The sequence below is a fragment of the Pseudoalteromonas sp. SG43-4 genome (genome assembly GCF_014164325.1).
GTDB classification, from domain to species: domain Bacteria; phylum Pseudomonadota; class Gammaproteobacteria; order Enterobacterales; family Alteromonadaceae; genus Pseudoalteromonas; species Pseudoalteromonas distincta.
The window spans coordinates 22,086-43,971 of sequence record NZ_JACJFB010000017.1 but is presented as its reverse complement, the minus strand read 5'-3'; the positions used below and the strand labels follow the sequence as shown (position 1 = coordinate 43,971).

At 38.3% G+C, this 21,886-nt stretch carries 22 protein-coding genes, 2 tRNA genes and 1 riboswitch; of the genes, 13 read left to right on the top strand and 11 right to left on the bottom strand.

The features are described 5' to 3' along the window. Nucleotides 1-499: 499 nt before the first annotated feature. Nucleotides 500-1,444 carry a ribosome biogenesis GTPase YlqF gene (ylqF, locus tag H5160_RS15690; protein ID WP_004334981.1) on the bottom strand — a complete coding sequence of 315 codons (945 nt, stop codon included), beginning with the start codon at nt 1,442-1,444 and terminating at the stop codon, nt 500-502. A 91-nt stretch (nt 1,445-1,535) separates the two neighbouring features. Between ylqF and H5160_RS15685 the strand changes: the two genes are divergently transcribed. Both H5160_RS15685 and H5160_RS15680 read left to right on the top strand, forming a co-directional pair. Further along, nucleotides 1,536-2,072 (top strand): YaeQ family protein, encoded by a 537-nt coding sequence (locus H5160_RS15685; protein ID WP_024593828.1) that lies wholly within the window; start codon nt 1,536-1,538, stop codon nt 2,070-2,072. Nucleotides 2,073-2,255: 183 nt separating this feature from the next. Beyond that, complete coding sequence (locus H5160_RS15680) at nt 2,256-2,861, top strand: alpha/beta fold hydrolase (protein ID WP_149601930.1); 606 nt, start codon at nt 2,256-2,258, stop codon at nt 2,859-2,861. Here H5160_RS15680 and H5160_RS15675 read toward each other — a convergent pair. Beyond that, on the bottom strand, nt 2,858-3,067 hold the full coding sequence (locus H5160_RS15675; protein ID WP_024597139.1) for a hypothetical protein: 210 nt from the start codon (nt 3,065-3,067) through the stop codon (nt 2,858-2,860). The genes H5160_RS15680 and H5160_RS15675 overlap by 4 nt on opposite strands. 334 nt (nt 3,068-3,401) lie before the next feature. Between H5160_RS15675 and H5160_RS15670 the strand changes: the two genes are divergently transcribed. Next, the gene (locus H5160_RS15670) at nt 3,402-3,875 is read left to right on the top strand and encodes a Dps family protein (protein WP_004334993.1); all 474 of its coding nucleotides are present in this window, start codon (nt 3,402-3,404) and stop codon (nt 3,873-3,875) included. 282 nt (nt 3,876-4,157) lie between these two features. Here H5160_RS15670 and H5160_RS15665 read toward each other — a convergent pair whose 3' ends face one another. Next, nucleotides 4,158-7,100: a TonB-dependent receptor domain-containing protein gene (locus H5160_RS15665; RefSeq protein WP_182716496.1), complete on the bottom strand. Its 2,943-nt coding sequence runs from the start codon at nt 7,098-7,100 to the stop codon at nt 4,158-4,160. 238 nt (nt 7,101-7,338) lie between these two features. On the opposite strand from H5160_RS15665, the gene H5160_RS15660 reads away from it, so the two are divergent. After that, nucleotides 7,339-8,091, top strand: a complete 753-nt coding sequence (locus H5160_RS15660) for a LytTR family DNA-binding domain-containing protein (RefSeq protein ID WP_024597141.1) — start codon at nt 7,339-7,341, stop codon at nt 8,089-8,091. Between the two features lie 22 nt (nt 8,092-8,113). On the opposite strand, the gene H5160_RS15655 is transcribed toward H5160_RS15660, so the two are convergent. The 4 genes from H5160_RS15655 to H5160_RS15640 form a co-directional block, all read right to left on the bottom strand. Further along, the gene (locus H5160_RS15655) at nt 8,114-8,512 is read right to left on the bottom strand and encodes a hypothetical protein (protein ID WP_024597142.1); all 399 of its coding nucleotides are present in this window, start codon (nt 8,510-8,512) and stop codon (nt 8,114-8,116) included. Between the two features lie 60 nt (nt 8,513-8,572). Then, nucleotides 8,573-10,648, bottom strand: coding sequence for a S9 family peptidase (locus H5160_RS15650; protein ID WP_182737931.1), 2,076 nt, complete (start codon nt 10,646-10,648; stop codon nt 8,573-8,575). A 137-nt stretch (nt 10,649-10,785) separates the two neighbouring features. After that, nucleotides 10,786-11,349 (bottom strand): hypothetical protein, encoded by a 564-nt coding sequence (locus H5160_RS15645; protein WP_024597144.1) that lies wholly within the window; start codon nt 11,347-11,349, stop codon nt 10,786-10,788. 96 nt (nt 11,350-11,445) lie between these two features. Beyond that, nucleotides 11,446-11,533, bottom strand: a riboswitch (cyclic di-GMP riboswitch). A gap of 88 nt (nt 11,534-11,621) precedes the next feature. Next, on the bottom strand, nt 11,622-12,278 hold the full coding sequence (locus H5160_RS15640) for a cytochrome b/b6 domain-containing protein (protein WP_182737930.1): 657 nt from the start codon (nt 12,276-12,278) through the stop codon (nt 11,622-11,624). Between the two features lie 107 nt (nt 12,279-12,385). Between H5160_RS15640 and H5160_RS15635 the strand changes: the two genes are divergently transcribed. The 3 genes from H5160_RS15635 to H5160_RS15625 all read left to right on the top strand — a co-directional run bounded on the left by H5160_RS15635 (nt 12,386) and on the right by H5160_RS15625 (nt 13,957). Continuing rightward, nucleotides 12,386-13,090, top strand: a complete 705-nt coding sequence (locus H5160_RS15635; protein ID WP_182737929.1) for an AzlC family ABC transporter permease — start codon at nt 12,386-12,388, stop codon at nt 13,088-13,090. Further along, nucleotides 13,087-13,386, top strand: coding sequence for an AzlD domain-containing protein (locus H5160_RS15630; protein WP_004335020.1), 300 nt, complete (start codon nt 13,087-13,089; stop codon nt 13,384-13,386). Before H5160_RS15635 ends, H5160_RS15630 begins: the two co-directional genes overlap by 4 nt. Nucleotides 13,387-13,459: 73 nt before the next feature. Beyond that, on the top strand, nt 13,460-13,957 hold the full coding sequence (locus H5160_RS15625) for a glutathione peroxidase (protein ID WP_024597148.1): 498 nt from the start codon (nt 13,460-13,462) through the stop codon (nt 13,955-13,957). A gap of 118 nt (nt 13,958-14,075) precedes the next feature. Here H5160_RS15625 and H5160_RS15620 read toward each other — a convergent pair whose 3' ends face one another. Next, nucleotides 14,076-14,261: a PA3496 family putative envelope integrity protein gene (locus H5160_RS15620; protein ID WP_007579801.1), complete on the bottom strand. Its 186-nt coding sequence runs from the start codon at nt 14,259-14,261 to the stop codon at nt 14,076-14,078. Between the two features lie 387 nt (nt 14,262-14,648). Here H5160_RS15620 and H5160_RS15615 point away from each other — a divergent pair, with 387 nt between their 5' ends. Next, nucleotides 14,649-15,443 (top strand): YggN family protein, encoded by a 795-nt coding sequence (locus H5160_RS15615; RefSeq protein WP_182737928.1) that lies wholly within the window; start codon nt 14,649-14,651, stop codon nt 15,441-15,443. A gap of 238 nt (nt 15,444-15,681) precedes the next feature. Here the strand turns inward: H5160_RS15615 and H5160_RS15610 are convergent, their stop codons facing one another. Then, entirely contained in the window at nt 15,682-17,124 is a 1,443-nt protein-coding gene (locus H5160_RS15610; RefSeq protein WP_182737927.1) for a PLP-dependent aminotransferase family protein, read from the bottom strand. Between the two features lie 102 nt (nt 17,125-17,226). Here H5160_RS15610 and H5160_RS15605 point away from each other — a divergent pair, with 102 nt between their 5' ends. Next, on the top strand, nt 17,227-18,156 hold the full coding sequence (locus H5160_RS15605) for a DMT family transporter (protein WP_182737926.1): 930 nt from the start codon (nt 17,227-17,229) through the stop codon (nt 18,154-18,156). A 37-nt stretch (nt 18,157-18,193) separates the two neighbouring features. Here H5160_RS15605 and H5160_RS15600 read toward each other — a convergent pair whose 3' ends face one another. Further along, nucleotides 18,194-19,063, bottom strand: coding sequence for a diacylglycerol kinase family protein (locus H5160_RS15600; RefSeq protein WP_182737924.1), 870 nt, complete (start codon nt 19,061-19,063; stop codon nt 18,194-18,196). A 324-nt stretch (nt 19,064-19,387) separates the two neighbouring features. On the opposite strand from H5160_RS15600, the gene H5160_RS15595 reads away from it, so the two are divergent. The 4 genes from H5160_RS15595 to H5160_RS15580 all read left to right on the top strand — a co-directional run bounded on the left by H5160_RS15595 (nt 19,388) and on the right by H5160_RS15580 (nt 20,777). Then, nucleotides 19,388-19,528: a hypothetical protein gene (locus H5160_RS15595; protein WP_164487637.1), complete on the top strand. Its 141-nt coding sequence runs from the start codon at nt 19,388-19,390 to the stop codon at nt 19,526-19,528. 218 nt (nt 19,529-19,746) lie between these two features. Next, a tRNA-Ser gene (locus tag H5160_RS15590) sits at nt 19,747-19,837 on the top strand. A 51-nt stretch (nt 19,838-19,888) separates the two neighbouring features. Further along, a tRNA-Ser gene (locus tag H5160_RS15585) sits at nt 19,889-19,981 on the top strand. Nucleotides 19,982-20,288: 307 nt separating this feature from the next. Continuing rightward, the gene (locus H5160_RS15580) at nt 20,289-20,777 is read left to right on the top strand and encodes an RNA-binding protein (RefSeq protein WP_024597153.1); all 489 of its coding nucleotides are present in this window, start codon (nt 20,289-20,291) and stop codon (nt 20,775-20,777) included. Here H5160_RS15580 and H5160_RS15575 read toward each other — a convergent pair. Next, entirely contained in the window at nt 20,761-21,885 is a 1,125-nt protein-coding gene (locus H5160_RS15575; protein ID WP_182716503.1) for an aminotransferase class V-fold PLP-dependent enzyme, read from the bottom strand. The genes H5160_RS15580 and H5160_RS15575 overlap by 17 nt on opposite strands. Nucleotide 21,886: the final 1 nt, after the last annotated feature.

Genomic DNA, 21,886 nt, shown 5'->3' with positions numbered 1-21,886 from the left:
TTGATCTTTAGGGGCTAAGGTTTTACAAGCAATGCTTTTATAATAAAAATCCATATCAAATTATTTAATAAGTATTAAGCATCTATTTTTTATTCTTAATTGTTCAACCAAAGTAAGTATTTTTATTAAATGTCAGTGCTAACTAGCCGATTTATATATGAATAAAAAACAAACTCACCAATAATAAGAATTATTTGCATTTAGATATTGACAGATAGTTAGATCTAACTGATAATCAATATCAACAAGACGGATTGCATACCACTTGTTAAGGAATGAATTGATTTGTTTCTCGACCCTGAAACAACGTGTGGCGCACGTAAACAGCTATGGTTACTTGTTATGAACCGCAACGCCCCTTGATGTTGATGATGAGTAACCGCCCTACTATTTTACTTGCTACATTGCTCATATCGGTGACGGTAGATATGAAACTAAAAAAGCCCTTACGGGCTTTTTTTATGTCTGTAATTTAGTTGGTTAAATTAAACTAAATCAATTAACGACGGTTTTTACGAGCGCGTGCTCGGCGTTGTTTTTTCTCTTCTTCTTTAGCTGCTTTTTTAGCTTCTGCAGCGGCGCGTAAACCAGCAACCATTACTTCTTCTTCCTCACGCATTTGCGGAGTTTCCATAGTAATACGGCCAATGATACCGTCGCGTAATTCGTTGATTAGTATTTCAGACATTTTATATGTGTCTATTTGATTACCACCACGAATACAGCCGCGTTTTTTCCCCGCCATTTCAACAAATTCCCAATCACTTTGTGGTAATTCATCTATTTTATAACGCGCTTTTAATAACTCAGGGTATGCACGCAATAGGTACTCAGCTGTGTAACTTGCTACTTCTTCATACTCAAGTGCTGTATCACGAATGGCACCGGTGGCGCCTAAGCGATAACCTGAGTTTTCGTTTTCTACTTTTGGCCACAACATACCTGGCGTATCGTAAAGCATAATACCGTCTTCAAGCTTAATGCGTTGTTGTGCTTTGGTTACCGCAGGTTCATTACCTGTTTTTGCAACTATACGCCCAGCCAATACATTAATTAACGTAGATTTACCCACGTTAGGAATACCCATGATCATGGCTTTAATTTGCTTATCTGCACCCACTTTATGCGGCACTAGCTTTTTACAAAGCTCATTAATACGGTGTACTTCAGCTGCTTTATCATGCCCAAAAGAAATCGCTTTAACACCGTTTTCTTGCTCAAAATAATCTTTCCAGATTTGAGTCATTTTAGGATCAGCTAAATCAGCTTTGTTCAAAATTTTGATGACCGGCTTACCTTCACGCAAGGTTGCCACCATCGGGTTTTCACTACTGTAGGGAATGCGCGCATCAAGCACTTCAATGATCACATCCATTTGTGGCATTATTTCTTTAATTTCATTGCGGGCTTTATTCATGTGCCCAGGGAACCACTGGATAGCCATTTTTAACTCCTAACGTATAATTAACCGCTATTTTAACTGGCAATTCATTTAATTGCGCTATACTGGCGCAAATTTTTTCAGATTAGTTGTTATGGCTCTTAAATCCACCATTATGAAAGTGCAGTTATCGCTTAGCGATATGGACCGCCACGTTTATCAAGATTTTAATTTAACCTTGGCTCAACACCCATCAGAAACCGACCAAAGGTTGATGATTCGCTTACTCGCTTTTGCGCTAAATAGCTGTGATGGTTTAGAATTTACTAAAGGGTTAAGTGCTGATGATGAGCCTGAACTTTGGCATGTAAGCTATAGTGAAGAAATAGAACTATGGGTTGAACTTGGCTTACCAGATGAGAAACGCCTTAAAAAAGCCTGTAATAAATCTAAAAAAGTGGTGCTATATACTTATGGTGAAAACAATCAAGCAATTTGGTGGCAAAAACATCAACCTAAATTGTATGAATTTAAAAATCTAAGTATTTTTAGCCTTGATTACGCAGCAACACAAGCACTTGCTGCTTTGGTTGATCGTGGAATTAAGCTCGCCATTACCATTCAAGATGGTGAAGTATGGGTAAATACCGATACAACCAATATTGAAATAAAACCGCTACAGTTAATGTAATTACGGTAGTTATATCAATTGCATTAAATTAGTTATCTATTATAGCGACAAATAAATAAGTCGATAACAAGGCGAAAATTATGACATATAGTTGTTCTATCTAAATAACTTTTAACGCAGGTAGCGGATTATCTAATACGCTAGAATGATCATGTTTTTAATAAAATTGGTATTAGAGAGCATATGAAAGTTAAACACGTTATTGTTTTACATGGCTTGTATATGTCTGGCTTTGTTATGCGCCCACTTTGTTCACGACTTGAAGAGTCGGGTATGACGGTATTAAACATTACCTATAATACGCTCGACCCTCACCGCGATACCATATTTGCACAAATTGATGAGTGTATTTCTAACGAACCTGCAGCGCTTGTATGCCACTCTATGGGGGGGCTTATTGCACGTGCTTACCTAGAGGCAAACTCTCCTGCTAGCCAGAATATTACGAAGGTAATTACACTGGGTACTCCACATAAAGGCAGTCATATAGCGCAAAAAATGAAGCAAAAAGGGTTTGAATCATTTTTAAAAAATAGTGTTGAATTTTTGCTTACTAAAAATGGTAATTGGCCTTTTAAAGCTAAGCTTTACAGTATTGCGGGCGATTTACCTATTGGGCTTATGCCCTTAATAGTCAAAGGCAGCAAATCAGATGGCACTGTATTACTCGATGAAACAAAGCTCAAAGGTATGGCAGAACACAAGGTGTTTCATTTAAGCCATACCAGTATGATTTACTCGCGCCAAGTACTCGATTACATTTTAAAGTGCTTAAACGAGAAAGATTAATCCTCAGCATTGGCTGCTATTTTATAACTAATTAAAAATATCACAGCCAGTATCAGCGGAATGGGCGCCGCAATGTAACCAAAAAAATCTGAGTTCGCAAAGCTTGCTCCTGCTAAGTGCGCGACTAGCCCAAGCACAAATGCGATGACTGCAATTCCTACCACGATTAACTCTGCTTTATTTTGTTTCGCTGTTTTTGCATGCATGTTATCTCTCCTAATTATTTCGACAACATTATTATGCGCCGTTAGGGTGGATGATTTTTGACCTACATCAATAAAAAAATAGCTAAGTTATTACCTTGAATAAAGTTTGTTTTAGATCATGATTTATATACTTCTGGGTTTTATTTATTTTTGAGGGGTAGTATTTTTATTAATCAGTCCCATTTCTATTAATAGTCTAAAGTGAATACAGGTATCAAAAACAGCTAATAGGTTAAAACTATTAACTAGATACATTTAAACGATTTTACTAATTTATCGAAATTAGTAATACTTATCACAAGTTCACAAACAAACGGTTATTCAGGAGCAAGTTATGTCACATGTAAACGCAATTGGTCTAAACAGCGCAAAAAGCGAAGACATCATAAAGTCACTCAATACATTATTGAGTAGCTACCAGATTCAATACATGAACGCGCGTGGCTTTCACTGGAATATTAAAGGCCGTAACTTTTTTGAACTACACGTTAAATTTGAAGAAATTTATAACTTACTACTTCTAAAAGTAGACGAAGTTGCAGAACGTATTTTAACGTTAGATGGTGCGCCTCTACATGCATTTTCTGATTACCTTGAAGTAAGTAAAATTAAAGAAGCTAAAGGTATTAGTGATGGCGTTACAGCCGTAGAAAACCTACTTGCTGGTTACAGCACATTAATTCACATGCAGCGTGATATTTTAAGCCAAGCTGGTGATGCAGACGATGAAGGTACAGCCTCACTAATGAGCGATTACATTTCAGAGCAAGAGAAACTGGTTTGGATGCTAAAGGCTTACTTAGACTAAACCAGCAAAAAAAAGCCCTCAATGAAGAGGGCCACAAATAGGGATAAATCGTTAAATAATCAAGCGATTCGGTTACTATATTAGCCTCCTCCCAATACTAAACAACGCCCCTGTTACCAGTGGCGTTGTTTTTGGTTTAAGTGGGTAGAATGCTCATATATTGGGATAAACAATGTATAAGCATTACTACTACATTATTTTTCCCCATGAAAAAGCCCCAGCAATACTGAGGCTTTGTGAACGTTACGAATTAAGTAACTATATTAGTGTCGTTATTGTTGGTTAGAATTTACTTCTAAAACCTATGTAGAATGATTGACCAATTGGGTCATACGTACCTGCATCTGTTTCAGTACCAGTACTTGAACCGCTCACACCCGATAAAATGCGTGGTGGCTCTTTATCAAATAAGTTACTCGCACCAGCGTAAAGCTCTGTTGAATCGCTGATATGGTAACTTGCTTGAACATCATGATATGTCACTGAACCAATCCCTACTCCACCTGGAGCAATACCAAAACCACTTAAGAATTGATCATCAAAGTCTGCAGCGCCAATGTAAGTTAAGCTCCAGTTAAAATCAAAGTCGTTAAGTTTATAACCAAAGTTCCAGTTAGCTTTATGCTCTGATGCACCAATTTCTCCAGCAAACTCATCTTTATCAGCGCCTGGAAGTGGGATGCTATAACCATCAATTAGGTAAGTATAAGCAAGGCGAGTTCTAAACGCACCTGGGCCAATATCAGTAGAGTACGTTAGTGTTAAATCAACACCTTCTGTACCTAAACCACCACTGTTAGATACACCACTGTCAATAAACTCTAGTGAACCAGCACTATTATTACCTGATGGCGCACTACGACGAGTTACAAAGTCACAAAAGCTTGTATCGCCACCACCATAACATTGGTCAAGAATAAACTGACGAGGTGTTGATACGATTGCATCTGTAATTTCGATATCAAAGTAATCAAGCGTAATGTCTAGGCCTGATATTAGATTTTCTGGTGTAAATACTAAACCTACTGTTACAGAGTCACCAACTTCTTCTTTTAAATCTTGGTTGCCACGGTTAAAACCACTAATACCTTGTAAGTCAGACTGGTTAAGCGTGAACTCGCCATTTGAGGCGATATTAGTTGTAACACCAACATCTGTACGACAAGCATCACCTGCAGCACCACCGCCACTATTAGTAACACCTAAACATGGATCGTTTAAACCACTTGGGAAAGTTTGTGAAGGTGGAGAAAATAGTTCATCGATATTTGGAGCACGTGTTGAACGTGCACGGGTAGCACGTAAACGTAAGCTATCCATTACTTCCCAGTCTATACCCACGTTCCAACTTTCAGTATTGCCTACTGTTGAGTAGTCAGACAAACGAACTGCTGCATTCATTGTTACAGAATCAAGCACGGGGATGTTTGCTTCTACATAATATTCAGTTACATCAAACGAGCCTTCTGTTGCTGGAATTGCATTACCCGCATTAAGGCCAGCTTGCTGTAGAGCATCAAATTCACTACGTGAGAACTCTTCACGGTATTCAAAACCAGCAGCGATACCTACCGTACCTGCCGGTAAATCAAATAAATCACCTGAAATATTACCACCAATGATTTCTTGCTCAACCGACGTTGAAAGTGAGCTAGGTGCACTTACAAAATCAATAGCACCTTGCGATAGCGAATTGAAACCGTAAATGTCTACCGGCGCACAGTTAAAGCCACGTGCTGTCGCATCGATACAAATAGCCTCATCAGTAATACCATCACCATCTAAATCTTGGCTATCGATAACAGCCTCTAAACCTTGACGAAAGCTTTGTACGTTAACTAAACCACCAGAAACTTGCTGCTCTTTTGTTTTACCGTATACATAGTAAGTATCGTAGAACCAACCATCTGCTATTTCACCTTGAAAGCCTAGTGCTAAACGGAATGTATCACGCTCAGCTCGTGCTCCACGGTTACCGATATCACTTAAGCGCTTTGCAAAAAAGATATCACGCATACCATCACCATCGGTGTCGGTTGCTGCGTTATATATATCATCAGGTACAAATGCGTTACGCAATATTTCACCGTTTACATTAAATTCAATTGGTACTTGGCCATTTGCATAGATGTCGTCAGAGGCAAAAGGAAATGGCTCTAATTCAGAAACGGTTGTTGTTGCAGCGTAAGTACCTTCATAAAAAAAGCTATGCTTGTCGCTTAGCTCGTAGCTACCATTTGAGGCAAATAAGTAACGTTCTGTAGGTATCGCTATCGTACGTACGCCACTTCGGTTAAAACCATTTGCAGCTACGCCATCGCCACCGTTAGTACTAAACGAGTTTTGTAGGGTGTTTGCATCATTAAACGTAAATGTTTCATCCCCAGCGCTAAAGCGACCCTGTGGCGGAAATGAAGATAAAAATGGGCTTACAGCATCAAATACAGAACCTGGGTTTGCTACTGGATCATCTTCAAAGAAGATACCTGAAAATTGGTCTACTGCCGAGCGGTCACGGTCACGTGAAAAAACAGCACCTTGATCAGAATACCCAAGATGGAACATCGCGTGCCCTTTCCCATCTGAGCTTGATAAGCCCGAGGTAAAGTTGAATTGACGTGATTCATCATCGCCTTCGCTTGATTCACCATATTGGCCTTCGAATTCAATACCTTCAAAATCATCTTTTAGTACAAAGTTAACTACACCAGCAACAGCGTCAGAACCATAAACAGATGAAGCACCACCTGTCATAATTTCAACACGTTCGATGAATTGACTCGGAATAGTATTTAAATCGACAGCAGAGCTACCTGGTACACCTGATACATAACGACGACCATTCACTAAAACCAATGTGCGGTTAGAGCCTAAATTACGTAAATCAACAGTAGCAACACCCGCACTTGCGGTATTAAAGTTTGAGTTAGTACGGCTAATAGCTGGTGTACCAAATGCAGGGTTCTCTAATAATAAGTCTTGAATATTTAACGACCCTGATGCATCGATAGCAGCACTATCTACAACTTGAATAGGAGCCGATGACATTGCCTCAGCTGAACGAATTCGAGATCCTGTAACTTGTACGCGTTCTATTTTAGTTATTTCGTCATCTTCTGCTGCAACACCTTGAAATGAAAAGCTTGCAAGTATCGCGCTGCTTAGCGCAACTGTTAACGACGATTTTTTAAATAATCGCGCGCTACCTTTGTTAGTTAATGTCATATAATTCCCCTGAATTGTTATTTTTGTAACTAAATGGTTACTTCGCGGATTACAGTAAGGGGATTTATTTAAACACTCTACGGGCATTATTTATGAGGCGTAGTCTTTGGTACGAATAGCAGCTTTTATGGGATGAATCAGTACGTCACAATTATTTTATAAATATATTGTACTTTTCATAACAGTTTTTCCGCTAAGCACGGTCTTTATTATTATATACAGCAAGAGATATAAAATAATGATCGCTTCTTTTCATGCATTAACTTTTGTTAGTAACACTAAGTTTGCAACATTTTTAACAAAGCGTGTGCAAGATCACCGACACTTTGAATCTCAATCTTTTCTTCAAACAAATAGGTTAGATCAAATAGACACAGATCAATACAACGTACTGTTTTACGAACTAACCAACCTAGCTGACCCTATGCAAATAGTGCATTTAACTGAGCTTGCTAAAAAGCTGAAGTTAGTCATTATTGCTCAATCGGGACATTTTGCGAGTTTTGCCTTTGAAGTTGGCGCTGTAGATTTTTTAATATTAGATTCAACTGCATCACGTATTGATAAATGCTTTGATAAGCTGATTCACCTTTGCCCGATTGCAAGTGCGGCCGAACGCCAATACCAGCAAAGCACACAAGCTGAAAAGCCATCATCACACATTGTGGTTAAAGATGTAGGTAAGGTAAGGCTAATTGATATCAATGATATTATTTGGATTAATGGCGCGGGCAACTATGTAGAGCTGCATTTTACCCAAGGTAATACGCCGGTACTACATCGCGAAACCATGAAAAATATTGAACAACAACTAGAACCTGAAGGATTTGTTCGCATTCATCGCTCTACGCTGGTAAGAAAACAAGCTATTTGCGAACTGATGCCTACTGACAGTGGCGATTATAGAGTAAGACTGAAAAACGATATGTGTTTAAACCTTTCACGGCGCTATAAAGGGTGTTTAGAGAGTATTATAAGCCCTCTTCAATAGCGGTTTATAATACTCATATTAATTACCAGTTCTGTTTTATATAACTGTCATTTGGGTGCACTAATAAATAGCTTTCGGTATCTTTATAAAAATTAACTTCTACATCGCTATTTTTCCATACTTTTTCAAACATATTTTTAGCTATGATATTAATGTTTATATAATCAACTCGTTGATAGCCACGTTCTTTTACACCGGCAAAATAGGCCTCTAATGAATCGAGGCCATCCAAAGTTAACAGCTCAAACTCTTTTAAATTAACAACCACAAACTTAATCGTATTTTCAGGGTGAGTGCTCAACTCCTGAACAACTCCATTAGTTAACAGCGTAATGCCTTCATTATTAAAGCTCCCTTTCAATTCTAAATACATCTGAGGGGGCTGTGAACAAATTTGAAATTCACCATGTGCACCAAACATATATCGCCTTACATATATCAACTTCTATATATAGGATAATACAATTTTCCGATTTTGCAGTTAATTTAATAAAGCAATAAAAAAGGCCATTTCGAGTGCTTTTTCCTCTAAACTTTTAAAGCGACCTGATGCACCGCCGTGCCCTGCATCCATATCGGTTTTAAATACTAAAATATTACTGTCAGTCTTAAGTTCACGCATTTTTGCAACCCACTTCATAGGCTCCCAATACTGCACTTGTGAGTCATGAAGACCGGTAGTAACGAGTATGTTCGGATAGTTTTGGGCGCGAATATTGTCATACGGCGAGTAAGCTTCAATTACATCATAAAACTGAGGCTCATTTGGATTACCCCATTCATCATATTCATTTGTTGTGAGCGGAATACTTTCATCAAGCATCGTGGTTAATACGTCTAAAAAAGGTACATGACAGCCAACACCGCAATATAACTCTGGTGCTTGGTTTACAACCGCCCCCATTAATAAACCACCAGCACTGCCGCCTGAGGCAAACACCTTGCTGCTATCACAATAGCCTTGTGCAACAAGCGCTTTTGTCACATCAATAAAGTCACTAAAGCTATTTTGTTTATGCTCTTTTTTACCTTGCTCGTACCACTCGCGGCCTAGCATTTCAGAGCCTCGAACATGTGCTATTACATAAACAAAACCACGATCGAGCAAGCTCAGCGATGAACTTGAAAAACTTGGATCAATCGTATAGCCATACGCACCATAACCGTATTGAAATAACGGATTTGAGCCATCTTTTTTAAAGCTGTCTTTTCGATAAACAACTGATACGGGTACTTTAACTCCGTCGCGAGCAGTTACCATTAATCGCTCAGACTGATAGTCATCCGCATTAAAACTACCGAGTACTTTTTGCTGTTTAAGTAGTGTTTTTTCGCCAGTTGCTAAATCAACATCATATAAAGAGCCTGGTGTTGTTAAACTTGAGTAATAAATACGCGCAGTGCGTGTGTCTGGCTCTGGGTTCATTGCTATTGCAGCATAATAACAAGGATCGGCAAACTCAAGTGCCATACGATCCCCTTGCCTATTAACAACTACAAATCGAGCTTGCCCTTGCTCGCGTTCACTCAATACTAAAAAGTTATTAAATAACTCTACACCTTCAAGCAGTACATTTTCTCTGTGAGCTGTATATTCAACCCATTGTGTTTTATCAGCAATTGTTTCGTTTGTTGCCGTCATTAATCTAAAGTTTTTAGCTTGCCAGTTAGTCACAATATAAAATGTGTCACCTAGCTTATCTACGTCAAACTCGTGGCCATCTTCACGCGGCATTAATGCTTTAAATTCGCCAGTGGGCTTATTAGCATCAAGCACCCATGTATCATTGGTCTCTGTCGATGCTAAATCAATAATAATTAAGCTTTCATCGCGGCTTTTACCAAGTCCCATAAAAAAGCTGCTGTCTTGCTCTTCGTAGACCATTACGTCTTGGCTTTGCTCGCTGCCAAGCTCATGCCTAAATACTTGGTATCCTAATAGCGTTTTTAAATCTTTTTTTACATAAAAAACAGTTTTATTGTCGTTAGCCCAAACAACTTGTCCTTCTGTATTTTCAAGTACATCAGGTAGCATTTCACCGGTCGCTAAGCTTTTAAAGCGAACATTATAAATACGACGACCTTCAGTATCTTCAGAGTAAGCCATAAGCTGCTCGCATGGACTTAGTGCGACTTCGCCCAGCTCAAAAAACTCAAATCCTTCAGCTAAGACATTCACATCGAGTAAAAGCTCTTTATTATCGGCCTTTATGCTCGTACTTCTATAATGACGCGAGTATTCATCATCACCACGAACTTCTGAGTGATACCAGTATTTCCCGTCTTTAACGGGTACCGAATTATCATCTTTTACAATGCGTGCTTTTAACTCTTCAAAAAGTGTATTTTGTAGTGGCTTCATAGCAGCTAACTGTTCATCGCAGTACGCATTTTCAGCATGTAAATGCGCAAGTACTTGCTCATCCTGGCGATCGTCATCACGCATCCAATAGTAATTATCGGTACGTATCTTATTATGAGTACTTAATGTATGGGCTTGCTGTTTAGCAATCGGGAAATTAGGTAATAAACTTAAAGAGTAGACAGGACGAGACACAACAAAACCAATTAAAAAAATAATGTGATTTGCAGTTTATCATAAAAATAAAAAAGCCCATCCAATAGTTGGATGGGCTAAAACGGTAAACGCTTCATTACTAAAACCGCTATACCTTTGGGAAGATAATTTAAGCTTTATATTTGCTGCCAAGCCATAGCCCAGCTTTGCCCTACACCGGGCTCGAACATAGACTTATTATCGTCATTCGTGCGGCAAAACTCATTAAATGGCCAAGGCCTGCATTGATATACATGCCCAGTTTTTGGCTGCAATACCTTTGTACCCGCATTATAGTTTTCACAATTTTCAGGGTACACGTAATCATAAGTATCAAGGTTCTTAACAACACGCTCATCGCATTTTGCAATACAATGAAAGTCGACGTGTGCTTTACATATACCACTGCTTTGCAAAGCAAAAATTTCATTATTTCTATAGGCTACAATTAAACCCTGTTCGGTCATTTTACCTGCGCTAACCAGAGGAACATGCACATTAATATGCTCGGCAACTAAACGTGGCCATGCGTGAGGCTCACCTTGCTCAAGCGAGGTGATCTTGTAATCAAATGATAAACTAACCAGCTCTCCTTGCATGTCGTAAAAGGTTACACTCACCACATCACCAATAAATAATTGGGTATGATGATTTAAGCAACCTATTGTTGACCACTTTCCACAGGCCAACGACGTATGCATAAACACGGCAACACCTTAAGAGTTACAAAATCTTATCCATAGACTATGGATACACAAAAAATACACTGAGGGCAAGTGATACATAACAACACGTTATGCAGTAGTCCCGCTACCATAGCTTTTAAAAAGCCTTAGACCGGAAACTTTGCGTCCTAACCTTTCGGCTAGTTTGCCAGCAATGCGGCGATTATAATTCGACCCCGCATAACAATCAAACAAAAGAATGTAACCAAAAACAAAAACCAACCCTTTAAGGTTGGTTTAATGTGTTTTTAACTAAACAAATAAGTTAAAGGCTCTTTCGCCCACGTAAATACCAGCAACACCAATAAAGATATAAATATTAACCACGCAGGCCAAGACGCTTTAGTTACTTTAGCCTCAGAGTCATCCGCTTTTAACTCTTTTGAGCCTGTGATCATCGCCTTAACTAGCGGTTTGCCTTTTATTCTATAAATGATAATAGCCAATACATGCAAGCCAATAGCATAAAGTAAAATGTCAAAATTCAGCTCATGTAGCCAACTGGCAAAATCAATCGTATCGCTAGACACATATTGAGCAAGCGGCCCGTCAGTTAAAATACCATCACTGCTCATTAAGCCACTTACAAGTTGCGTTATGATCAATATAAAAAAAACTATCACCATACAGCTGCCGGGTGCTGAATGGCCTAACGATTCGCTTGGTGTTTTTAGCGCCTTTAAGATAGCACGAGGAGAGTGCAGTAACCCACTTAATCTCGCGGTTTTACTACCAATAACACCCCAAATTAAACGTGTTACTATAAGTGCTAAAGTAAAAAAGCCAGCAACAAAATGAAGCTCAATCATGCCCTCTTCAATACTAAAATAAAGCACTGCAATACTTACAACCAAAAACCAATGAAAGCATCTAATAAACCCATCCCACACTTTTAACGTCGTCATTGTGCCTATCCTTAAAAAAACAGTATTATTTAATTTGTTAACTACTTTAACATCATAATATTAAGGTATCCTTATGAGCCATTCTACAAGCCGTGAGAGTAAATATCATGCAACCAGTTAAAAAAGCTATTTTAAAAGGCTTTTTAGATATGCTACCACTGTGTTTAGCCGTTGTTCCTTGGGGTATTTTATGCGGCTCTTTAGCGATTCAAAATGGTTTTAGCGCCTTTGAAACCCAAGCAATGTCGTTATTAGTATTTGCAGGCTCTGCACAGCTTGTTGCGATTGAACTTATGGCGGGCAACACACCATTGCTCACAATTTTATTCACAACATTTATTATTAGCTCTCGGCATTTTTTATACGGGTTAGCCGTGCGTCATAAGGTGATTGATCAACCTATGCGTTGGCGCTTACCAGTAAGTTTTGTTTTAACCGACGAGCTGTTTGCGTTTTCTCATCATCGAAGAGCATATAGAACAAAAACACGCTTAATATACGCATTAAGCGCTGGTTTTAGCTTTTATATTGCATGGAATATTTGGACGTTAATTGGTATTGTAGCGGGAACAATGCTGCCCGACCTAACTAATTTAGGGCTCGACTTTGCAATTGCTGCCACGTTTATCGCGTTGGTTATTCCGGGAATCAAAAATTTGGCCTCACTCGTTACGGTAATTGTAGCTGGTGTTAGCGCAACGCTTTTAAAAAGTACAGGATTTGAGTTGTGGCTTGTTTGCTCAGCGCTGCTGGCAATGGCCGCAGGTTACAGCACAGCAAGACTAACCACTAAAAAGGAAGCAACGCCATGATGACAACTATTTTACTCATGGCGTGTATTACATTTTTTACGCGTTATTTATTTTTACACCGCGCTTTACCGTTTAAAGTAGGTCCTAAAATGCAGCAATTTTTAAGCTTTAGCGCACCTGCGGTGCTTACAGCAATTTGGGTGCCTATCGTGTTTTTGAATGAAGATGGCATTAACTTAAACTGGCAAAACCCTTATTTAAGCGCAGCAATAGTCGCCATCATTGTTGCCTATAAAACACATAATATTTATTACACAACACTTGCCGGTATGGGGCTATTTTTAATATTAAATTAGAGCACTCTTTGTACTTTATGAAATACTGTACTCAGGTTAAAATACCAATAACAATAATAAAAAAGACGCCAATATGCACAAATTCCATCAATTAAGCGCAACAAGCTTGCAGGGTCAACCTATTAACTTTAGTGATTTTGAAGGTAGGGTTGTGCTTATTGTTAATACCGCAAGTAAATGTGGATTTACCTACCAATACGAGTCGCTTCAAGCTTTGCATAATAAATATGCTAGCCAAGGTTTAGTTATTTTAGGGTTTCCGTGTAATCAATTTGGTCAGCAAGAACCCGGCGACGCTACACAAATAGAGCAAGGGTGTTTAATTAATTTTGGTGTGAGTTTTTTAATGGCGGCCAAAGTAGATGTAAACGGTAAGCATGCTCACCCAGTCTTTCGTTTTTTAAAATCGGCTTTACCTGGTTTTTTAACACGTAAAATAAAGTGGAATTTTACTAAATTTTTAATTGCTGCAGATGGCACGCCAATTAAACGTTATGCACCTTTTACTAAACCAGAAAAGCTAGAACTTACAATTCAAAAAGCTTTGGCACAAACTAAAAATGCGCTTTAAAAAGTAATAAAGAGGCGCAAGGCCTCTTTATTGCCAATACTACTGAAACTTAAACATACGCATAACTGCACATTTAAACTCTCAATATTAATTGGTATTTTATTTATACTAGTGAAATTTAATCGGTGTAATCGCTTAAATCATCTTCGCCTAGATTTTTACGCAAGCGTTTTTGCTCAAGGTAGTCTTCCAACTTCTTTTTAACCTTTTGCTTGTTCTTATCGTGTTGATTACGGCCGAGCATTTCGTACTCGTCTTCAACAAAATCGTCATCTAGCGCATCGTAACTAAATGTCTTACCCACAACCCACTCCATAAAGTGTTTGAGACCAACCAAGGATTTTATTATCGCAATAGTCGGTAAAATTAAAATGTTTAACGTCAAAATGCTGTGCAAATTAACATCAAAATAAAGCCACGTGACTACTGTAAATAGTCTTCATGTCAGTAATGTGAATAAATAGCGCTAAATTTGAATTGAGGAAAGTGAGAGTTTTTTATCGTATCGATAAATAAAATTTATTAATTTTTATTAGTTAGCCAATTTGACTAAAAAATAGTTATTTATTAATTTATTTCATTTACTAAAAAACAAACAAAAACAGTTAACCATATGTTTTATATTAAAAAATAAAACTGGCATCAAACTTGTTATTAATTAATCGTCATCAACAAAAAGTAGAGAACAAACATGAAAAAATTACTATTAGTTAGCGCATTAATTTGTACGCCAGCCGCTATGGCTCATAACGATAACGATTCTGCAATTTCATTTAGTAATGATGAATGTAACGTCGAATTTAAAAATGATGTGCGCATTAAGCCAAACGAATTGGAAATTTTTACCGTCAACAATAAAACCATGCAGTTTAATACCCATGGTGACTTAACCGTAAATGGCGAATTTGTAGCACTAAATAGCTCACAACGCGAAGCGCTAAACAAGTACTCTGATAGTTTACGCACACAATTACCTGAAGTAGCCAATATAGCGCTAGAAGGCGTTAAAATTGCCGGAGTAGCATTAGAAGAAGTAGGCAATGCATTTAATATTGACGGTCTTGATAATATGTCTGAGCTTATGGATGATATTAAAATCGAAGTAGAAAACACATTTTACCAGCAAGGTACATTTGTGATGGGCCAACAAAGTTTTAATCAATTTGGCGAAAACTTTGAACAACAATTTGAGCAGCAGATAGAAACAGCGGTTGAATCAGCAGTAATGCAATCAATGGGCAGTATTTTAGTAGCTTTAGGTTCTGAGTTACTTGGTTCAGGCGGTGATATGGATGCCTTTGAACAACGTATGGAAAATATGGGTGCACAAATAGAAGAAAAAGTAGAGCTACATGCAAGCGCACTAGAAGAACGTGCCAACTCTTTATGTGGAAACTTTGCTGATATTGCAAAACAAGAAGAGCAATTAGTAATGCAAGTGCCTGAGCTTGAAGGTTACCAGTTATTTAGCTTTAAACAAAATTAGTACAGCAAATGTTATTTAACATCCCTTTGGCAGCACTTAAGTTTACTTAAATGCTGCTTTTTTGTGTTTCGCAAACTTATACCAACCTGCATAAATCTTTGAGCAATTTAACGAATTAAATTGCACTATAACGTCGTTAAAAATTTTTTATTTAGAACAACTCGATACAAAAACTTTTGCCTAGTTCTAGCGTAATTTTCTTAACGTTAAATAGACCCCATATATAAGCAGATTGGTATTACTTTTTAGCTAATAAAGTAAGCTTACCCAATGTAACTATTGCTTGCTCAATTTGCGCGTTCCATTGCACACCATAACTTAATCTTACGCAGCTTTTATATTTATTAGAGGCCGAAAAAACAAGCCCAGGGGTAATACTAATACCAACCTCAAGCGCAAGTAAAAACAATGTTTGGCTATCGTACTCGCCTCCTAAATCTAGCCACATAACGCAGCCTCCTTTTGGATCGCTTATACGTGTATTTTTTGGCATAGCGTGTTGTAAACACCATCGCATACGCTCTTTGTTATCGCGCAGGCGCTGCCTGAGTACCTTTAAGTTACGGTCGTACTCGCCGCTGGCAATAAATTCTGATAACGCCCATTGATTTATTAACGAAGCGGAGCAACTTAGTGCTCTTTTATATCGCCTCGCTTGCGTTGCAAATTTACCGGCAACTAACCAACCTACACGATAGCTCGGCGCAGCCGTTTTAGAAAAAGATGAGCAACTGATCACTAATCCTTTTTTAGAATACGCTAAAGCAGGTGTGCCTCGTTTCGCCGTAAAATATAAATCGCCGTATACGTCATCTTCAATAAGCACTACGTCGTGGCTTTCGAGTAACTCCACCAGCTGCTGCCTGTTTGTATCTGGCATAAAGCTGCCTACAGGGTTGCTAATTGCTGTCGAGAATAAACACGCTTTTATGTCATGCTCATTTAAAGCTCGCTCCAAATCGCTTAACCAAATGCCATTATCTGGACACAGTGGTATTTCGAGCGCTTTAAGTCCCAAGCTTTCTATTAACTCTATAATTCCGTGATAACAAGGAGTCTCAATAGCCACTACATCGCCTGGCTTTGTCACGCACTTAAGCGCAATAGCCATAGCCTCTTGCGCACCATTGGTGATCACAAGCTCGTCCATATCAATACCAATGCCAAAATCTAAATAGCGATGCACTAATTGTTTTTTCAGTGGTACAAACCCATCAGTTGGGCCATAATTTATGGCTTTACTGCCCGCAATTGTCATTACACGGCGCATGTTTCTGGCGAGTGCTTTATCGGTAGGTGCTGCTGCAATTGGGTTGGCGATACCAAAGGGGACTACGTTAGCTTGATGGATCGCGCTATACACCTGCTCTATTAAGGCTTGTTTATTTACCACAACAGGTTCACGACTTAATTTAACTCGCTTAGGTAAATTATGAGCCATGCTAACGACTTTTAAAAAATATCCTGATTTTTCACGCGCCTCTACCAACCCTTGATCTTCAAGTGACTGGTAAGCCTGTTTTACAGTGGGGATACTTATATTTAAGTTATCTGCCATTTTACGCAGTGATGGAAGTTTTTCGCCGGGGAGTAAAACTTGTTGAGCGCTCATATCTCTAATCAACTGAATAACTTGCTGATATAAAAACTCATGCCCTTGGCTATTTTTTTGTCTTATCATCACACACCAAATCTGTATAGGTTACATTTTTACTTTTCTGTATATGGTAAGTATACAGATAGGTCTTAAAATAGCCATTCAATCGGGCTTTGGAGACTAACCATGAAAAGTGCAGCGCTATACATTACAACCGTTTTAATTTGGGGCTCAACTTGGTTAGCCATAGAGTTTCAGTTAGGTGATATTGCGGTAGAGTTATCGTTATTTTATCGCTTTGCTATTGCAGCGCTTTTAATGTGGTTATATGTAGCGTACAAAAAACCCGACATGCGATTTAAGTTACTGGATCATGGCTTTTTTGTTTTATTAGCTATTTGTAATTTTGGATTAAATTATTTAATGCTTTACTGGGCACAAAATTACTTAACCTCAGCCATGACCTCTATTGCCTTTTCAATGCTGCTGGTTATGAACATAGTCAATACTCGGTTATTTTTTGGTAAGCCAATCTCAAAACGAATTTATACAGGTGCTGTTCTCGCTGTATTAGGTATTACGTGTCTGTTTTGGCCACAGTTACAGCAGTTCGACTTGAGTAATGGTGCGTTGGTCGGGTTACTACTTGCCCTTGGTGGCACCTTTGTGGCTTCATTAGGAAACATGGTAAGCGTTCGTAATTCTCGTAAACAAATTGGTGTATTGCAAGGCAATGCATGGGGCATGCTATACAGCGCTATAGGCTTGGCTTTATATGTATTAATGAACGATGTGCAATTTAGTTTGAATGCTCCACCAAGTTACTGGTTATCACTACTTTATCTATCAATATTTGGCACTGTAATCGCTTTTGGTTGCTACTTTGCTCTACTAAGAAATATAGGCCCTGAAAAAGCCAGCTACGTTATTGTTTTATTCCCATTAGTGGCAGTAACACTGAGTAGCTTTTTTGAAGGCTTTGAATGGCACGCAAATACCTTTGCAGGATTTAGCCTAGTGCTATTAGGTAACGCCATTGTGCTTACCCCAACAAAACGAATTAACGCCTTTTTAGCTAATAGAGCAGTAGCTAAAAGTGGCTCCGTCCCCAGTTAGACGCGTTATTAACGCAACTAACACAAAAGCGCCTACCCTACTGTAGGCGCTTTTTTATTGGCATATGAAAAAGTAAAGCCTGCCCATGCACACTAATAACGGCTGGAGTTTTACCTACCAGTTCACCATCTGCTTCAATCAATAACCCTTCAGTTTTTATAGAAGCTGTATTTAAGCGACTGTAGTTAAGATTTTTTATATGCTGATGGCGCTTAAAAAATAACTTCATAAAGCTTATTACATTATAAAAAAGCCCACCCGTTCGCATTTGATAACACTCAAGCAACCCATCAGTTAAATCTGCTTTTGGCGCTATTTCTAGACCACCACCAAAGTACTTATGATTAGCAAATACGGTAATTAAATTTTGATACTGCTGAGCATCGTTATTAAACGTACCTTGTAACTGCTGAGCTTGATAATAAAATAGCTCTTTAATGCTCGTCCAACTGTAATCAAAAGATGAAAAACTAGCTTTAGCATTAATAGCTTTAACTACATGAGCATCAAACCCTACCCCTGCAATATTAATAAAATAGCGGCTATTAATTTTTCCTACATCAATTGCTGTCGGTGTATTAAATAATGCCTTTCGCCAATCATCTTCTTTGCAATTAAACCCTCTCGAGAAATCATTACCTGTACCGCAAGGCAATAATGCTAACGTACAGCTACTCCCTATTAACGCATTAACCGCCAAGCTCAATGTACCGTCTCCGCCAAGTACAACTACTTTGGTAAATTTACTCAGTAGCAACCTTATTTGAGCGCAGTCATCGTCAAAGCTTCCCGTTGTAGTAAATATACAATAAGAAAAGCTGCCTTTTTTACAGATATTTTTAAGCCATGCCAATGATTTTTGGCTCTGTTTTTTGATACTTGGTTTAATAATTATAAGTAGTGACAAGCTTTTGTTTCCAGCAATGTATTTTAGAGTGAGATAACAAACGTTTAATTAAATTTTTTTAATCTGAATAAATAATCAAAAAACATTGTATAAAATGCATAAAAATAAATTAAAAAACCAAAAACCCCAACATCAAGGGGTTAAAACCAACCGTCATATAAATAGCTATGCAAAAACAGTAATGCAACTTACTGAATCGCATATTAATAAAATCAATTCAGATTAGTTTAACTAATCCCTCAGGCTCAATTTTTATCGTTGTATTTTTAATCAAACAACGTGCAAAATGCACGCGATTTCAACAGATACGACCGGAGCAAAATAATGAAACCAATTAATACATTAAATCAAACAGCAGTAGCGCAAGTAGCCGTTAAACCAACTAACCGTAAAGCAAGAATGTTAGCTAAACTTAACACGATTGGTAAAAGACTAGCACTTAGCGGTGCAGCTCAATATAAATAATCACCCAACCATGATTATTTTTCGGTGCAGCGAACACTCAACCACTAAATGAAGTCACTTATTTAGCTCCCATTGTTTGCTGCAACCTATTTATTTTATTAAAAATTGCCTTAATTTCCCCTTATTTACAAAAAAAACCTCATTTACGTATATTTTTTAGGCAAACAGTCATTTTGCTATTTACACAGCGGTATCACCTAAGTATTATTCTGCGTCACGGAGAGATGGCAGAGTGGTCGAATGCACCGGTCTTGAAAACCGGCATGGGTTTATAGCCCATCTAGGGTTCAAATCCCTATCTCTCCACCATATTTTAATTGGTGGCTTTTTTTATTCCATCAATACAACCGGTTATGCGTTGGAGAGGTGTCCGAGTGGCCGAAGGAGCTCCCCTGCTAAGGGAGTATAGAGTTTGTAGCTCTATCGAGGGTTCGAATCCCTCCCTCTCCACCATACTTAATTTAAACCACTTAATTGTGGTTTTTTTGTGCCTAAAATTTAACACCGATACTAAATTGGGAGGGTGAGAACACTCGACATGGTTCGACAAAATGTCTGGAATATTTTAGGCCGCTGCAAGCGTCGCGCAGCGATTGATTACATGGATGTAAGCAAGTCTATCCCTCCCTCTGGACCATACGTAATTTAAACCACTTGATTGTGGTTTTTTGTGCCTAAAATTTATAAAAACTAAACAAATTGTGCCTAGTAATAACTTAGGGCATTATTAACACAACTTTAGCCACTTTTAGGTTTAGCTATGATCCGGTTCATATTGCTATCATTTTGCGCGGCAGCACCATTTTTTACCTTGGCACAAAGTACAACAGTGTATAAGTGTGTAATTAAGGGCGTTCCTACTTTTAGCCAAACGCCTTGCGCTAAAGATGCACAAGTTATTACTCTAAAAGATATAAATGTAATTGAAGCATATAAAAGCTCTACGCCCGGTAAAGGTATTACCGATACCTCTGTTGATGACTACTTAGAGGTTCAGCAAATAGAGCGTGAAATAAAGCGCCTTGAGCTATCTATTGAACAAAGCCAAAAAGAATACGCAGCTAAAAAACAACAAATAGATTATATGACCCAAGATAAGGCCAATCGTTTAGGCGCTTCGTCTATTGCTGATGCTATCGCAACTAAAACAAATTCATTAAAACAAGCCTACGACGCATCAATTAGTCAAACGCAGCAAAAAATAGAGTCATTAAAGCAAAGAAAGCAGCAGCTTAGCCAAAACCCTTAAGCGCTCGTTTTACTATAGAAATAAATTGCGCAACGTCTTCTTGAGTATTATAAATATGTGGCGATACTCGTATTCCAAATTTGCGAGCATCTACACTGACTTTCGCTTTATTAAGCTCTGTAAGTACATGGTCTTGCTGCTTGTTAAAAAACAAAATAACAGTCCCGCTGCATTTATCACCACTCATAGGTGATACAACATATTCGCTTAGTTGCTCATGAATAAGCGTAAGCATCGCTAAGTTATGCACCCTTACCTTGTGAGCTGTTAGCTCTGCAAAGTAGGTAATACTATTTGCGGCAATAATATAAGGCGCTACAGAAGGGGTGCCACCCCAAAACTTGAGCGCACTGGCGTTATATTCAAAGTGGTTAATATCGAACTCAAATGGATTTTGATGCGAAAACCAACCCACATCTTTAGGCTCACAATACTCTATTTGATTTTTGTTAACCCATAAATAAGCTGCACCTGGGCCACCACATAACCATTTAACGCTCGAGCCAATCATAAAGTCCGCATCGAGCACGCTTAAATCAAGCGGTATAACACCCGCTGACTGAGCAACATCAACTATTGATAAACTATTGGTAAATTTACTTATAGCTACAATATCGTATACAGGCGCCTGTACACCTGTATTTGAATATACATGACTTATAAAAACTAAATCGATGTCGGCGGTTATATAACGCTGCCAAACACTAATATCAGTTAGGTTTTCGTGCTCAGGTATAAATATGATTTGCGCGCACTTTGGCAACGCTTTTTGCATTGCAAAACCCATACTCGGAAAATCACTTTGCGCCATAAGCACTTTACAATTTTTTTGCTGTAGCCGTGGATGCGACATAAGCAATTTTGTTAAGCCACTTGATAAATTAACCTGAGGACAAAACTGCGAACTAGGCGCATTAAATAACTTACCAAGCGCGGTAGTAAATTGCTCAACTGCGGGCAGCCATTGTTGCCAAGGTTCTTTATTTGAGCTCTCCCACGGTAAAAAGTAGTGCTGTGCTAAATATTGCTGCGTATTTTTAAGAGGACGCCCTACCGAGTGGTTTAATAAATAACAGCCATCAGCCATACAAAAATCATTTTTAAGCATG

Bases quoted from the DNA above. Each gene is read 5' to 3' on its own strand.
- ylqF (WP_004334981.1), bottom strand. From the start codon at position 1,444: ATGGCTATCCAGTGGTTCCCTGGGCACATGAATAAAGCCCGCAATGAA.
- H5160_RS15685 (WP_024593828.1), top strand. From the start codon at position 1,536: ATGGCTCTTAAATCCACCATTATGAAAGTGCAGTTATCGCTTAGCGAT.
- H5160_RS15680 (WP_149601930.1), top strand. From the start codon at position 2,256: ATGAAAGTTAAACACGTTATTGTTTTACATGGCTTGTATATGTCTGGC.
- H5160_RS15675 (WP_024597139.1), bottom strand. From the start codon at position 3,067: ATGCATGCAAAAACAGCGAAACAAAATAAAGCAGAGTTAATCGTGGTA.
- H5160_RS15670 (WP_004334993.1), top strand. From the start codon at position 3,402: ATGTCACATGTAAACGCAATTGGTCTAAACAGCGCAAAAAGCGAAGAC.
- H5160_RS15665 (WP_182716496.1), bottom strand. From the start codon at position 7,100: ATGACATTAACTAACAAAGGTAGCGCGCGATTATTTAAAAAATCGTCG.
- H5160_RS15660 (WP_024597141.1), top strand. From the start codon at position 7,339: ATGATCGCTTCTTTTCATGCATTAACTTTTGTTAGTAACACTAAGTTT.
- H5160_RS15655 (WP_024597142.1), bottom strand. From the start codon at position 8,512: ATGTTTGGTGCACATGGTGAATTTCAAATTTGTTCACAGCCCCCTCAG.
- H5160_RS15645 (WP_024597144.1), bottom strand. From the start codon at position 11,349: ATGCATACGTCGTTGGCCTGTGGAAAGTGGTCAACAATAGGTTGCTTA.
- H5160_RS15640 (WP_182737930.1), bottom strand. From the start codon at position 12,278: ATGACGACGTTAAAAGTGTGGGATGGGTTTATTAGATGCTTTCATTGG.
- H5160_RS15635 (WP_182737929.1), top strand. From the start codon at position 12,386: ATGCAACCAGTTAAAAAAGCTATTTTAAAAGGCTTTTTAGATATGCTA.
- H5160_RS15630 (WP_004335020.1), top strand. From the start codon at position 13,087: ATGATGACAACTATTTTACTCATGGCGTGTATTACATTTTTTACGCGT.
- H5160_RS15625 (WP_024597148.1), top strand. From the start codon at position 13,460: ATGCACAAATTCCATCAATTAAGCGCAACAAGCTTGCAGGGTCAACCT.
- H5160_RS15615 (WP_182737928.1), top strand. From the start codon at position 14,649: ATGAAAAAATTACTATTAGTTAGCGCATTAATTTGTACGCCAGCCGCT.
- H5160_RS15610 (WP_182737927.1), bottom strand. From the start codon at position 17,124: ATGATAAGACAAAAAAATAGCCAAGGGCATGAGTTTTTATATCAGCAA.
- H5160_RS15605 (WP_182737926.1), top strand. From the start codon at position 17,227: ATGAAAAGTGCAGCGCTATACATTACAACCGTTTTAATTTGGGGCTCA.
- H5160_RS15595 (WP_164487637.1), top strand. From the start codon at position 19,388: ATGAAACCAATTAATACATTAAATCAAACAGCAGTAGCGCAAGTAGCC.
- H5160_RS15580 (WP_024597153.1), top strand. From the start codon at position 20,289: ATGATCCGGTTCATATTGCTATCATTTTGCGCGGCAGCACCATTTTTT.
- H5160_RS15575 (WP_182716503.1), bottom strand. From the start codon at position 21,885: ATGCTTAAAAATGATTTTTGTATGGCTGATGGCTGTTATTTATTAAAC.